This window comes from Janibacter cremeus (genome assembly GCF_013409205.1).
Classification (GTDB): Bacteria; Actinomycetota; Actinomycetes; order Actinomycetales; family Dermatophilaceae; genus Janibacter; species Janibacter cremeus.
In genome coordinates this window covers 2,313,285-2,327,396 of the sequence record NZ_JACCAE010000001.1, presented here as the reverse complement: position 1 = coordinate 2,327,396, position 14,112 = coordinate 2,313,285, and the positions used below count along the sequence as shown (strand labels likewise).

The window sequence follows — 14,112 nt, the reverse complement described above, 5'->3', positions numbered from 1 at the left end:
AAGGGGCACCTAGTGGAGTTCGACGTCACCATCGAGATCCCGAAGGGTCAGAAGAACAAGTACGAGGTCGACCACGAGACCGGCCGGATCCGCCTGGACCGGATGCTCTTCACGTCCATGGCCTACCCGAGCGACTACGGGTACGTCGAGGACAGCCTCGGCGAGGACGGGGACCCGCTGGACGCGCTCGTCCTGCTCGACGAGCCGACCTGGCCCGGCTGCCTCGTGCGCGCCCGGCCGATCGGCATGTTCCGGATGCGCGACGAGGCCGGCGGGGACGACAAGATCCTGTGCGTGCCGGCCGGCGACCCCCGCAAGGAGGGCATCAAGGAGCTGGAGGACATCAGCGAGTTCTGGCGCCTGGAGATCCAGCACTTCTTCGAGACCTACAAGGACCTCGAGCCTGGTAAGTCCGTCGAGGGAGCCCACTGGGTCGACCGTGAGGAGGCCGAGCAGACCGTGCTCGAGGCTCTCGAGCGCGCGAAGGCCAACGGCATGAGCACCGCTCGTTGGACGATGCCCTCCTCCGGCCACATCCCCGAGCCCGAGGACGTGACGCACTCCGAGGAGGACATCAAGGCGGCGGCCTCCCGTGCCCGTGAGCTGCTGGCCACCGAGGAGAGCCCCCTCAGCGACGACGAGTGAGTTCGCGGGCCAACCCGCGGCAGCCCTGCCGCATCATCCACGCATGGTTGGCCCGCAGCACCACCGAGGCGAGGGTCGCGGCACGTTCCAGACGTGGCGCGACCCTCGCTTGTTGTTCGAAGACGGCCACGGCACCGCCCTCGTGCGGCCGCACCGTCCACCGTGCCCACCCGACGAGGTCGCCGGACAGGCCGACCTGCAGCACGCCCCCTTCGCGATCCTCGACCTCCGGCGCGAGGACGACGTGCAGGGTGAGTGGGATCAGGCTGCGGATCCTCGCCCGGCCGCTCGTGGCGTCGAGCCGCTCCACCGACCGCACCTGGGGCCACCACCGCGGGTAGCCCTCGACGTCGGCGAGCACGCGGATCACCTCCTGCGGTGACTGCGCGAGCATCCAGCGGTGATGGAAGACGAAGACGCGGGGCACTCCCCCATCCAACCCCACACGCCGCTGGTTGAGGCCTCGGCACCACCGCTGGTTGAGGTGTGAGTCCGCTCTGCGGGCGAGCCTCGAAACCACCCGCGACCCACGACGGATACCGTGACACCGTGCGCTACTACTCCCGTGACGGGCTGACCTTCGACGTCGACGACAGCGGACCCCGGGACGGGGAGGTCGTCGTCCTGCTCCACGGCTGGCCCCAGGACCGGACTGCGTGGGACAAGGTGTCCCCGCGGCTCGAGGCCGCCGGGCTGCGCGTGCTCGCCCCGGACCTGCGGGGCTACTCACCCGGCGCCCGCCCGCCGCACCACCTCGACTACGAGATCTCCGAGCTCGTCGGCGACGTCGTCGCCCTGCTCGACGAGGCCGACGCCGCGCAGGCCCACATCGTCGGGCACGACTGGGGCGGCGCCCTCGCCTGGGCCGTGGCCGCCCGCCACCCCGGCCGCGTGCAGACCCTGACCGTCCTGTCGACCCCGAGCCCGTCCGGGATGGCGCACGGCTTCCGTCAGGGCGGCCAGCTCAAGGCCAGCTGGTACATGGCCTTCTTCGCGCTGCCGGTCCTGCCGGTGCTGTTCTTCCGCCTCTTCGCACTGCAGGTCCTGGCGAAGGTCGGGATGCCGACGGAGCGCGCCGCGTACGATGCGAAGCGGCTGAAGGAGAAGAGCTCCGCCCAGGGTTCGCTCAACTGGTACCGCGCGGCACTGTCGCCAACCCTGTTGTGGCGCAAGCGATCCCGCCCGGGACGGCCCCGACGCAGCAAGCACCGGGAGATGCTCCCGACGGCCTTCGTCTGGGGAGCGAAGGACCCGGCCTTCGCGGACGCGTCGACCCGGCACACGGTCAACCGGCTGCGCGAGCGCGCCGGCGAGCAGGTCGACCTCGTCCACACCCTCGAGCTGGACACCGGCCACTGGCTGATGGAGACCCACCCCGAGACGATCGCCGACGTCATCATCGAGCGAGCCGGTCGGGGGGCTCCCGGCGAGCAGCGCGCCGGCTGAGCAGGGCGAAGGGGGTGTCCCCGTCTCCCCTTCGCATCGTCAACTGCCCGCCGCCTCGCGGACAGCCGACCACCCACCGAAGGTGTTGCGCACGGTGTTGGCCGACGGTGCGTCCTCCTGGCCTCGCAGCCACCGGCTGAAGTCCGCGTAGGAGGGCTTCTCTGCCTCCACGAGGTAGCGCCTGACCCAGTCGAGGAGGTCCTGCTCGCTCCACCTGTGGCGATAGGAGGCACGGGAGGGCTTGTTGGACTCGACACCCGCCGCCGCACAGGCTCCACGCCAGGAACCGAGACGTTGGATGATCCGGGCAGACGTCAGCGCGTCGGCGCGTCGGTGCCTGTCGTAGAAGGCCACCGACAGCGGCGACCCTCCGGGCATCGCCGCCACCCGATACATCTCAGCCGCCACCATCGCCTCGTCCACGTCACCCTCCTATCGGCACGTCAGGTAGTGGCCGGAGCCACGGCCGAGCATGCCAGCTTCGATCTCACCCCACCGCAGGGGCGTGGAGAACTGAGCCGGCCTGGCCCACTCCTCCACCGACTGATCTGACTGCATACCTGCCCTTCCCTACGTCGCCCGGCAATGCACCCTCGGTGCTTCACCACTACTCGCCACGAGCACACGTCCAAGGGTTGCGCTGGAAGTTCCGCTGGGCAGTCTCGCTCCACTCATGCCACCAGGCTCACCAGATCGACCCAGTCGTGCAGGGAGACGCCCCGCACCCAATCGATGACGCCGCCCTTTCACTCACCACGCCTACCGACGGTGGAGCGGCACAGTCACGCGTCACTGGTGGGTGGGTGCCAACGCAACGTTGAGACCATGAGGTCGAACAAGGACGTGTACGCCCTACCCCGCTCATCATCGGTCGGAGCCTCGACCGGGCGACCGAACGATGCAGTGAACTGCAGCGCCCGCCGACGTTTCGAACCCGGGATCGGCGTCAGGTAGACGATCGTGGTCTGGGCGATCGTGCCGCCCTCGACCGTGACCTTTTTCTGCTGCTCGAATCGCACGAAACGCGTGTCCCCGAACAATGGCGCCGCGCCGTACTCACGGATCGCGTGCTTGACCAGACCATCAAGGGTCTCCCCGGTCGGTGGACGCCGCAACGACACCACCAACGAACCCGGAACCCACGCCGTGTCCTGCGACTCCCCCGTCGCGGTGTAGAACGCGATCGCCCCCTCACGCCGCATCCCGTCATACGACTCCCGCAACATCTCCCGCACCTGGGCAAACAGGTCCGGACGCTGCATCCTCATGAAGCGCTGCTTCAGCCCCGCCTCGAAGCGCTCACGGTCCGCATCGTCCGGGGACCGCCGCTCCCAGCCAGTCGGCAACTTGATCTCGAAGTCAGGATCCGGAGTCCCACCGAGCTGCTCACGTAACGTCGACCCCTCACCGCTGTGCATGAGCATCCTCCGGCGCAACGTGCAGCTCGCCGAGCGGTCGGTCGGACAACTCTTCCACCGAGCCGCCTTCCAGCAGGCCCCGGTCGGCCAGCACCTGCAACGCTTCACGGCGCACGCCCACCAGCATCGCTCGGTCCTCCTCCGCCAGGAGTGCAACCTTGACCCGGGAACCCACCCTCACCCCTCCGGGGCTCCTGTACTGATACACCAGCGTCGCGACCGACGCGACCAACAGCGCCCACATCGGCGCCACGTACAGCCCGATGCTCCCAGCGAACGACTCAGCATTACCATAGGCCAGTGGCAGGGTCAGCCCCGCGCACACCAGATAGATCCAAGCAAACGTCGTCGCGACCGGATAGCGGACGTGATCCTTGCGCCACACCCAGTAGCAGTACCCGAGCACGACCAAGCCATAGGTGAAGCACAAAGCCGACACCGGATAGGCCCCACTGGCACTGAACTCGCGCTCCATCCCCCGATACGACCCATTGGTGAACCCGACCGGACCGTAGATCGGCGCGATGGCAGCCAACCACAACAGGGGCACCAGAAGCATGAACACCAGCTTGACCAAAGCCCACGGCAGCGGCCCCGCGTTGCGTCTCCAGTTGCTCCGCGTCGCCTCGCTCCACTCGTACCTGTCGTCCGCTGCCGGGGTCAGCAGCTCATCCTCCAGCTCGATCAGACCGTGCGGATCCTCCCGAGAGACCTCCCCCGCCCAACCGAGAACGTCGCCCTTCTCATGCTCCATTAGTCCTCGCAAACCTGTCGTCATCGGACAATGTGTATCCCGAAACCGGCCGCGGGACGAATGGCCGACCGTCCTCCCGGTCCACCTCCACGCTGCATACCACGCTCAACAGCGCCGGCCACACCTGCGCATACAACTCCAGCAGCATGGGTTCGACGGTCAATTGGAGTGTGCGCTCTCCGTCGTCGAAGACGAAATGGACAGTGATCAACGGGTGTCGCGCCTCGTCCCGGGTTTCACCCATCGCGATGCACCGAACCCCGGGGCCGATCTTGGCGCTGTCGAAGGCATCGACCTCGAAGCCGGCGTCGCGCCACGCACTCAGTGGAGTCGACCGGCCCAGGAGCACGCTCATCCGCACCACAAACGGTCGTGGGAAGGGCCAGTACAACAGGTCCAGTACCGCGGCTGGTGCACGCGCCACGGCCGCTGACACCAGTAGCTGACGGACCTCAGCGGCGGACTCATCGTGCCACTGCGAGGCCCACTCCTGACGCAGCCTGCCCATCGCGTCATCAACCCACGCATCAAGGTGTCCGCCAGTCAGTCCAACAGGCACGTCGATCCATCCGGGGTGCCCGGGCATGACCGTCACGCTCCACTCATCGTCCATGAGTGTTCGAGCCTCCCACTACCTGTATTCGTTGACCCAGTCACGTCCGGTGGTGTAACTCTGCCAGACGTCGACGGCGTGCTTCCCCTGGGCGCCGACGATGTCCAGTTGCGAGGCCAGCAAGGCCTTCCCGGGGCTCAACTCATCCAGGTACTTGGCGGCCTGGGTGAAATCGTCGAGTGACTGGCCATGCATGGCCCGCAAGAGGCCATCAGCCACGCTCTTCGGTCTCCCTTCGATGAGCGTCGATCCAGCCTTCGCGGCCGTAGCCCCCCAGTCAACTTTGCCGAACTTCTCCATCCCCTTGTTGACGAACTTTCCGCCATCGTCGAGGAACCCCTTGAAGGCCTTCCCCCCATCGTCGAGGAACCCCTTGAAGGCCTTCCCCCCGTCATCGGCGAAGCCCTTGATGGCCTTCCCGCCATCGTTGATGAACCCCTTGATGGCCTTCCCACTATCGTCGGCGAAGCCCTTGATGGCCTTCCCACTATCGTCGACGAAGCCCTTGATGGCCTTCCCGCCCTTCCCGAGAACGTCATCCATAGCCAAGTACTTGCCGAACTTGCCGAACGGGACGACGCCGAGGGCGGCAAGGCTGACATTGCCGAGGTCGTTCCACCCGAGTTTGCCGTCCTCAAACGTCTGCACCACCGCTACCGCGAGGGCAGCAGCTGCCAAGGCGAGGGCAATTGCAGTGAACGGGCCACCCAGGATCAGCGCCGCAATACCGACGACCAAACCGATCTTACCGAGAATGTCTCCGATGTCGCCTAGCACTTCCCAGAAGCCGTCTTTGATCGAGTCGGACATCTCGTCGCCGATACCATCCGCGGCAGTGGTGAATGCCTCGTCCCACGATTCCCAGTAGTCGTCGAAGTCCTCGGCGCGGGCCTTCCAGTCGTCGTAGGCATCCTTCGCGGCCTTGTTTTCGTCGGCCTCCGCCTGGGCCTCCGGGCTGTCCGCGTCATGACCGCCCCACCCGAGGAAGCCACCGTCTTCGACGGGGATGGTGCTCCCGTCCTTGTCGCCGGGCAGGCTGTCGTAGTGGGACCACAGATCCTCACAATCGTCGACAGCGCTCCTGATCTTCGGCTGAAGATCCTCGAGTGCCTCACCGTAGGTCTTGATGATGGGACCGACCGGCTTGTACAACTCACCCGCCTGCTCGAGCACCCTGTAGGAATCGCCGATGGACTCCCGCAGCACATCGATCGATTTTCCCTGCATGCCATCCATGTCAAACGCCTGCGTCTTGATGCTCTCCAGCACATTGGCACTGTTGAGCATCTGCTCACCGAGGGTCTTGATGCGATCGCCCCGATCGATGATGTCCGACGGCGATCCCTCGACGTACTCGATGACCTGGTTGTTCTTTGGGGACGACTCCATTGCGTTCGTTCCTTACACCCTCGTCGGGCTCGGACCGCTGGACGGCTGAGCCGGGGTCTGCGCCTTTGACGCTTCGATATCGGTTGCGATTTCCGTGTCGAGACTCTTGAAGTTCTCCAGCACGTCGCCGACGTGAGTACGGATCTTGTCGAGTCCCTCCTTGAGCTCGTCGCGCTTGTCGTCCCAGCGCTCCTCGAATTCCTGAGCCTTCTCGCGCAGCCGGCCCCTCCCGAAGGGATCACCGATGTCGGCCTCAAGTGTCTCCGAGTTCGACGTCGCGTTCTCGAACTCAGTGACGATCTCGCCCAACTGGGAATGCACCTTCTCGAGCTCCCCAATGTCGATGTAGACGTCAGGCATGGCTCAGACTCCTGGTTCTCGCGCGGAAGTTGTGTTGGCGGTGTCGCGACGCCACAAGGCGCCTCACGACCTGATGGGGCCGGTCAGAGCCGGCCCCACCATCGAACGTCCTGAATCAGCCGCCTGCGAGCTGGTCGTCCAGGTCGCGGATGGCCTGCGCCATGTCGCGCAGCCCCTGCGCCATCTCCGAGACACCCTCCGCGGCGTCCTTGAGACCCTTGGTCATGTCTTCGTAACCTTCTTGGTACTTGCCCGATGCCTTCTCGGTCTTGAAACCGTCCTGCACCAGGTCGTCGACGTACCCCTGGCACTCCTCCAGGGCGTCCGTGATCGACTCCTTGCCGTCATCCAGCTTGGTCGCGGTGGTTTCCATCTCGTCATAAGTTGCGCCGAAATCGCTCATCGATCCCAACCCTTTCCTGTTCGCTTCTACTTGTCCCTGGAAGTCCAGCAACCAGAAGGTTAGATGAGCAGCCCCTACGCCTCAATGGGGACCACTCCCCATCAGTCCGCCATCGGCATCTGCATGGTCACTGCGCGGCCCGCCTGCACGAAGATCCCCCGGCCCTCGGGGAAGTCTGTGCGCTTGACCCGGCCGAAGGGCACCTTGAAGAGCGTGTCACCATCATGGGCATCGGGCTTGAGCGCTATCCCCTGCCGGCTGGATTTCCACGCGCCCAGTACGCCCGAGCTACTTCCCGCCCGGCTGACATCCGCCTCACCGACCAGCATGTGCTCGCTGTCGGCAATGGCCCCGAGAAGAGCGCGCATCGCGCGGTCTGCCGCACCGTCCGCCAGATGCGGCACGTCCTCGACGACGATCATGAGCCGGTCCGACGTGGATTCCTCGGCCACGATCTCCGCGAGCTCGGCCGCGAGCTCCTTCTCGTCATCAGGACGAGTCGCGCTGCGCACCCAGTCACGGAAGTCGCCGAGCTGGGCCCGCCTGCTGCCGAAGTGGAAGAGCTTGACGTCCGGGTCGTAGCGCTCCACCGCCATGACCAGTGCGCGGAGCGCATTGGTCTTGCCCGACTGCGGCGGCCCGGTGACCACGAACGAACCCGCCGGGTCGAATCCTCGGGGGGCGAGTGTGTCCTCGGCGATGCCGAAGACGGGGAGCCCGCCGACCTGGTCGGGGAGCTCGGCACAGTCGAAGCGCCTGGGCAGGGACCCGACCTCCGGGACCTCGGGCACCCCGCGCTCCAGGAGATCCTTGGTCAGGTCGTCGAGCGCCTTGGACTGGTCGGCAACATTCGCCGTGCCACCCAGCACCGCCACTTGGACCTCGTGCTTGTCCACGACAGCGCGGCCGGGCCCGGACTGATCATCCAGCACGTCCTTGGGAGCGCCGAGCAGGGTGTACTGGTTGACGTCGGCCAAGCGCAGCACGACACGGCGGGAGATGTTTGCCGCTACCGCCGTCGGCACTGCACCGCTGCGATCGGCAGTGATCACTGCGTGCACGCCCAGCGGACGTCCCTCCCCCAGCATGCGCATGAACACCTGGTAGAACGGCGCGCGAGCGGAGCTGATCTCCCACTCCTTCTTGAACTCCGGGTAGTTGTCGATCAGCAGGATGATGCGCGGCATCGTGGCGTCGACCAGCTCCCGGTACTCGGTCAGGTTCGCCGCACTCGCCCCTGCGAATGCCTCGGCCCGCTCGTCCATCTCACGGCCCAGGGTGCGCAACAGGCGTTGCACACGCTCGGCGTCATCGCCATCAATGATCGAACCCACCTGCGGCAGCCGCTCGATCGCGCCGAGCGCGCTCGAGGCGAAGTCGAGGCCGTACACCTGAGTGGTGCCAAGGTCCGGGCGCATCCCGGCCGCGGTCGCCACGGTCTTCAGCAGGGTCGACTTGCCCGAGCCCGACGTGCCGAAGACGAGCAGTGAGCCGTCCCGGTCGGGCACGAAGTACGTCGCGTTCTGCTGCTGGCGTTCCGGGACGTCAGCGAGGCCGAGCAGGATTTGGCCATCGCCTTCCCCCGGGAGGTCCCGCAGGTCCACCACGGTCGAGAGGTCATCGAGCCAAGGCCGCCGGGGCGGTGGCAGTTGGGCGGCGTCGGAGGCTCGAATCAGGGTGGTGACCACGCGCTTCTGGTCGTTCGGCCCCAGATCTCCCTCGTGGGAGTCCGACTCCGGTGGACGCTCCGGCTCCCACTGAACCGTCGAGCCGAAGCGCAACTCGGCGGCCTTCACCTCGGCGGTGACGACCTCGTCGTCGCGGGTCCAGCCACCGGCATAAGCCGACTGGAACGGCGTCAGACGGCCGGGTCCGGTCTTGGCGATCCCTCGCCCGGGGATCGTGGCCGGGAAGGTCGCGGCAACCGGGTCGTCGACGACGTCCTTGGAGTCGGACTCATCAGCCATCCGGAGGGCGACCCGCAGGTTGGTGTTGGCGCGCAGGTTGTCCTTGATGACACCGGCGGGACGTTGGGTGGCCATGATGAGGTGGATGCCCAGGGAACGGCCACGTTGGGCGATGTCCACGACACCGTCGACGAACTCCGGCACCTCACCGGCCAGAGCGGCGAACTCGTCGATCACCAGAACCAGCGCCGGCGGACACTCGGGGTCCTGGCGCTTCTCCAACTCGAGCAGGTCCTTGGCCTTCTTCCGGTTGAACAGGTGCTCGCGGTGGTGCAGCTCAGCGCGGAGGCTGGTGAGCGCACGCCGCACCAGGTGCTGGCTCAGGTCGGTGACCAGCCCGACGCAGTGGGGAAGCTCGACGCAGTCTGCGAAGGCCGACCCACCCTTGTAATCGACGAAGAGGAACGTCACACGATCCGGGCTGTGCGCCGAGGCCATCCCCAGCACCCAGGCCTGGAGGAACTCCGACTTGCCCGCACCCGTCGTCCCGCCCACGAGTGCGTGCGGCCCTTGGGTCCGTAGGTCCAGGGTCATCGCGTCACTGGCGCCCTGGCCGATGATCGCCCGCAGGTTGCCGGCCTTCTTCAGCTGCGGCCGCTCGGCGCTGCTTCGGTCAATGATGGTGTTGTTCTGCCGCCACCGTTCCACCACGCTGTCTGGGTCCTCGGCGACCTCGTTGCCGACCAGGGACAAGAACCCCACGGAGTTCGGGATGTCGGAGGCGTCGTGCACCACGATGCTCGCATCGACCACCGGGGCCATGCGCTTGGCGAAGGTGTGCATGTACGCGTTGGAGACCCCCTCGACCCGGACCTGCTCGTAGAGGTCGCCGTTGCGCACCATGCCCACCGTGGACGCATCCAGGCCGGCGGTGACGTCAACGAAGCTGCGGCACGCCGCGGGAAGCGACTCGACGGTGGGTGACAGGAAGACTGCGTGTACCCCCACGTCTGCGCCTCGTTCGAGCACTTGGGTCAACCGTGCTCGGTCGACCGGCGCATCGTTGCTGATGAGCACGACGACCGAGATCTGCTCGCGCGAGGAGATCTCCGCGCCTGCCTTGTGCACATCGGTGCCGTATCGCATCGGATTCCACGTCTCCGAGAACGGGCCACGGGGCTCTGGAGCCGACCTGGCTCGCAGGACGTACTCCTCCAGAGCGCTCAACAGCGCATTCGCCGCTGGAGCAGAGTCTGCCAAGGGCAGGTCCTTGAAGGGGCTGGTCTCACTCGTGGTGTGCGGGAGCCACTTCATCCACTCCAGCTCACCGGCCCAGTCGTCGTCGGCGAAGGCCACGGTGACCACCTCGTTCGGCGCGTGCAGGCCGAACAGCTGCACCCCCAGGCCCCGCATGGCATCGGACGCCGAGCTCGTGGGGCCGGCGACTCCCACCGAACCGACCGCCCGCAGCGACTCCAGGAGTGGGACGTCGTCGACGTACCGGTAGCGCAGACGAAGGCGGTCCAGCCGCTCGATGTACTCCGGCAGACTGTCCTGGGTGTCCTGCTCCTGGATGGAGTTGCGCGACACCGCCCGGGTAGTACCCAGTCGCAGGGCGAGGTAGTTCCAGTGCTCCGGCCGCCGGGTCCACAGCAGCGGCCCAAGTCGCATGGCGTGCTCGTAGACCTCCGCCACCGGTGGGACCTCGTCGTTGCGTGCCTGCTCCTCCTCCGGTTTGGAGCGGAACAGGGTCTCCTCGAGGTGCTCGAACTGCCGCTCGAAGAGCTCGACCTCGTGGTTCTTCTTGTTCGTGGTCTGGCTGCGCTGGTTGATGAAGTTGCCCATCGCCATCAGCGGCGTCATGAAGATCAGCAGCAGTGCACGCTCACGCCCGGTGATGGCGTAGATGGCGCCCGCCATGATGATGGGGGCCACGAGCATGGTCCACGGGAAGAGCTTGTCGATCATCTCGCTGGGCATGCGGGGCCCCGGATGGGCGATCCCGGGATACCGCACATCAACCCGAGGGCTGCGGTTGAAGTGCAGGCCGCCGCCGCGTTCGAGCACGGGGTCCTCGACACCGTCGAAGTCCCGGGCCAGGTAGAGCACCAGGGTCGTGCCACCGATGACGAAGGGCTTGCCCGGCACGAGGCGGACCCGCTGAACCTGGGCACCGTCGACGGAGACACCGTTGGCGGAGTTGAGGTCCACCAACTCGACGTAGTTGCTGACCTCCAACCGGGCGTGCGTCTTGGAGACCATCGGGTCGTCGAGCACGATGTCGTTGGTGTCGAGGCGTCCGACCGTCGCGTGGCCGGTGGTCAGTGCGAACTCTTGGCCCTGCAAGGGACCTTCGGCGGCCCGCAGCACGCCCACGGTGTCGCCGTGCGCACTGCCCACCGGGGCCGCGTCCCGCCCGGGTGGCCCCAGATTGACCACGGACGCGGCGAAGCCCGATCCGATGGGCGCCTCACCGATGTGGACACCCGGCGCGAGTGGCTCGAGGCGGTCGTCGGTGGGCGGGGCGACGGCCAGGGTCAGCACGTCGTCGGTGTCGGCGATGATCGTGCGCGCCGGATCCGCATCGGCAACGTGCCGAGCGACGTCGGCGGCCGTGGCGGTGGAGTCGGCCGTCACGATCACATCGGCCGGCTCGAAGCCGTCACGGAGCAACGTCAACTTGACCTTCATCGTTCACCTCGTGCGAGAGTCGTCAACTGGATCATGCGGGGACCACTACTGCGCTGCGGTCCCCGAAGCGGATGGTGTCGCCGGGCGCCGCCACGGCTGGTTCGCCGGGGTCCAGCTCTCGTTCGCTACCGCGGTGGACAATCGTGGTGCCGTTCGTCGACCCCTGGTCGGTGACCTCCACGCCGTCCCTGACCGGCCGCAGGGCCGCATGGGTCTTCGACACGGAGAAGGCCTGGTCGGTGATCTGCACGGCGCGTGCTCCCTCGACCGAACCCGGCATCCTGCCGATGACGACGGCGGCGCTGACCTCCACGCGCTCACCGGTGTCCAGCTTCACGATGAACTCCGGGGGCCGCTCAACAGCGTCGCCACCACCGGTCCCGGCGGAGTTGCGTGGGCTCTGTCCGGTCGGCGCGACCTGATCCATGCGCGGCGCTCGTGCCCCACCCGACTCCGGTCGGCCCTCCGCGACGGCTCGCTGCGGCTCGTCACGCGAGGCGAGGTATCCGCCCATCACCGGACGCCCGGGCCCTGCCTCGTCCTCGCCGGCCTCCGGGGTCGCGGACAGCTCGAGACCGCTCAGGCCGATCACGGGACGCGGCCCGGCGCCGTGGGGTCGGGCGACCCCGAGCACGCCGGCACTGGTCCGGGCGGCCGGTCGGTACTCTCCCCGCGGGTCCTCGCCCGGCTTGGTGGCCAGCGACGGCAGCGCCTTCGCCTGGGGTGCCGGGGCGGCGGTCACGGTCTTGCGCGCGATGCGCAGCCGCTTCTTGTCGTAGGGCTGGAGACCGTGGCGGACGTCGATCATCCACGTCCGGGCCATCATGTCGTGCCAGCCCCGGCCGCGCTTCTGCGGATCGAACAGCGGCGAGAGGAAGAACAGGAGCGGACCGATGGCGATCACCGCGGAGCCCCACACCAGCAGCGCCCGTGTCGTGACGCGCCAGAACCCGGGTTTCTCCAGGGTCTTGACGTTCACCGACCGGAGGCCGGTGATGCCCTTGCCCAGCGTGAGCCCGGACCGGCCGTGCATGACCAGCTGGACGATGCAGTACACGAGTGACAGCACGGCGGTGACCGCGACGATCACGATCGCCAGGATGAAGTGGGGGTGGTTGATCAGGCCGTACGAGGTGATGCGTCCTGTCGCGAAGCTGATCAGCAGGGGGAGCGCGAAGATCCAGTAGGGAACCTGCAGCAGGCAGTACACCGCGATGTCGATCACGGCCGCCAAGGCACGGCGACCCAGCGGCGCGGGGACGATGCCGAGTGCCGCTGCGTAGGCCGGGTCGGGTTCGCCGTACTCGTCGAGTCCCTCGATCGGGGCGTCCTCGTCGGGGAGCTCCCAGATCGGTGTGTCCCGTGCGGTCACTCTCCTGCCTCCACGCTCACCAAGCAGGCACCGAGCTCGATGACGTCACCATCGCGCAGCGGGGTGCGTGCGTGTGGTTCGAGCACCAGCTGCGCCTCGCCACGGTGCAACGCGACTCCGTTGGTGGATGCCCAGTCCTCCACCCAGGCCACGCCCTCCTCGATCCCCAGGAGCGCGTGGGTCTTGGACATCGTCAGCTGCGGGTCGTCGATCGACCACACGCGTGCGTCGTGCACCAGCGTCGGATCGGGGTCGCGGCCGAGGAGAACCGGCCCGTCGATCACGTGACGCGCGCCGTCGGGGGCGATGACCGTCCAACCGCGGCCCGCGGACTCGGCCGCGGCGCGCTTCTGCGCCACGGGTCGCATGACGGTCTCCTCGACCGGGCCGGTGTCCGTCTGCGGCTGCGGCGTCGACGACGCCTGCTGCACCGGCGGGGGCGTCACGCCCGGCGGGGGTGCGACCATGCCGGACGGCGGAGGCGCCGTGGTGCCGGAAGTCGTCGCCGCCGACGGCTCGTCGACACTCGGCTCCGGCGCGGGCGGGGCCGAGACGCCGGGCGGCGGCGGGATGGTCGGGGCGTACGGCGTCGATGGGCTCGCCCCGGTGGCTGGCGAAGGGGGTGACGCGGCCTGCCGACCGGACTCACCCCCTTCGCTCCGCTGCTCTCCCGCGCGAACGACCAGTGAGGCGGCTGCCTTGTCGTGCCAGCCCTGCCGGCGTGGGTCCTTGGCCGCCACGACGAGGTTGACGAGCGCGGGGACCAGGCAGATGCCCGCCAACAGCCCGAGGACGAGCTCGCGCGCCAGGGCTCGGCCGATCCCGATGGGCTCCCGGGTCCGCTCGTCCACGACTCGGACCGAGAGCACCATCTTGCCGAGGCTGCCGCCCTGCCTCCCGACCCGGACGACCTGGTTGTACAGGGTGAAGCCGACCGCGAACGCGTAGAGCAGCAGACCGATGGTGGTCCCGACGGCGCCGTCGACGAGGACACTGACCGCCTGCGCGGCCGCGATGATCACCAGCACACAGAGCCAGTCGATGACGCGGGCCACCAACCGCTGGCCCAGGCCAGCCGTCGTCGCCTCGGCGTTCATGGGTGCTCCTTCCATCG

The 14,112-nt window shown here is 67.6% G+C and carries 13 protein-coding genes; 2 read left to right on the top strand and 11 right to left on the bottom strand.

The genetic code is table 11. The features are described 5' to 3' along the window. The first annotated feature begins 12 nt into the window (after positions 1 to 12). Positions 13 to 645: an inorganic diphosphatase gene (locus tag BJY20_RS11000; protein WP_185991567.1), complete on the top strand. Its 633-nt coding sequence runs from the start codon at positions 13 to 15 to the stop codon at positions 643 to 645. Here BJY20_RS11000 and BJY20_RS10995 read toward each other — a convergent pair. Continuing rightward, entirely contained in the window at positions 629 to 1,072 is a 444-nt protein-coding gene (locus tag BJY20_RS10995) for an SRPBCC family protein (RefSeq protein ID WP_185991566.1), read from the bottom strand. The genes BJY20_RS11000 and BJY20_RS10995 overlap by 17 nt on opposite strands. Positions 1,073 to 1,194: 122 nt before the next feature. Between BJY20_RS10995 and BJY20_RS10990 the strand changes: the two genes are divergently transcribed. Beyond that, positions 1,195 to 2,091, top strand: coding sequence for an alpha/beta fold hydrolase (locus tag BJY20_RS10990; protein ID WP_185991565.1), 897 nt, complete (start codon positions 1,195 to 1,197; stop codon positions 2,089 to 2,091). 39 nt (positions 2,092 to 2,130) lie between these two features. Here the strand turns inward: BJY20_RS10990 and BJY20_RS10985 are convergent, their stop codons facing one another. The 10 genes from BJY20_RS10985 to BJY20_RS10940 all read right to left on the bottom strand — a co-directional run bounded on the left by BJY20_RS10985 (position 2,131) and on the right by BJY20_RS10940 (position 14,095). Continuing rightward, complete coding sequence (locus tag BJY20_RS10985; protein ID WP_185991564.1) at positions 2,131 to 2,514, bottom strand: homing endonuclease associated repeat-containing protein; 384 nt, start codon at positions 2,512 to 2,514, stop codon at positions 2,131 to 2,133. 359 nt (positions 2,515 to 2,873) lie between these two features. Continuing rightward, positions 2,874 to 3,509: a protein TPRXL gene (locus BJY20_RS10980; protein WP_185991563.1), complete on the bottom strand. Its 636-nt coding sequence runs from the start codon at positions 3,507 to 3,509 to the stop codon at positions 2,874 to 2,876. Then, a complete protein-coding gene (locus tag BJY20_RS10975) occupies positions 3,496 to 4,263 on the bottom strand; it encodes a hypothetical protein (protein ID WP_185991562.1) in 768 nt (255 codons plus the stop codon). Before BJY20_RS10975 ends, BJY20_RS10980 begins: the two co-directional genes overlap by 14 nt. Beyond that, positions 4,253 to 4,876, bottom strand: a complete 624-nt coding sequence (locus tag BJY20_RS10970) for a hypothetical protein (protein WP_185991561.1) — start codon at positions 4,874 to 4,876, stop codon at positions 4,253 to 4,255. Before BJY20_RS10970 ends, BJY20_RS10975 begins: the two co-directional genes overlap by 11 nt. 18 nt (positions 4,877 to 4,894) lie before the next feature. Beyond that, positions 4,895 to 6,265: a hypothetical protein gene (locus BJY20_RS10965; RefSeq protein ID WP_185991560.1), complete on the bottom strand. Its 1,371-nt coding sequence runs from the start codon at positions 6,263 to 6,265 to the stop codon at positions 4,895 to 4,897. A 12-nt stretch (positions 6,266 to 6,277) separates the two neighbouring features. Next, on the bottom strand, positions 6,278 to 6,625 hold the full coding sequence (locus BJY20_RS10960) for a flagellar protein FlgN (RefSeq protein WP_185991559.1): 348 nt from the start codon (positions 6,623 to 6,625) through the stop codon (positions 6,278 to 6,280). Positions 6,626 to 6,740: 115 nt separating this feature from the next. After that, positions 6,741 to 7,028, bottom strand: coding sequence for a WXG100 family type VII secretion target (locus tag BJY20_RS10955; RefSeq protein ID WP_185991558.1), 288 nt, complete (start codon positions 7,026 to 7,028; stop codon positions 6,741 to 6,743). Positions 7,029 to 7,129: 101 nt separating this feature from the next. After that, entirely contained in the window at positions 7,130 to 11,626 is a 4,497-nt protein-coding gene (locus BJY20_RS10950; RefSeq protein WP_185991557.1) for a type VII secretion EssC family protein, read from the bottom strand. Between the two features lie 31 nt (positions 11,627 to 11,657). After that, a complete protein-coding gene (locus BJY20_RS10945) occupies positions 11,658 to 12,998 on the bottom strand; it encodes an RDD family protein (protein WP_185991556.1) in 1,341 nt (446 codons plus the stop codon). After that, a complete protein-coding gene (locus BJY20_RS10940; protein WP_185991555.1) occupies positions 12,995 to 14,095 on the bottom strand; it encodes an RDD family protein in 1,101 nt (366 codons plus the stop codon). The genes BJY20_RS10945 and BJY20_RS10940 overlap by 4 nt, the downstream gene beginning before the upstream one ends. Between the last annotated feature and the right edge of the window lie 17 nt (positions 14,096 to 14,112).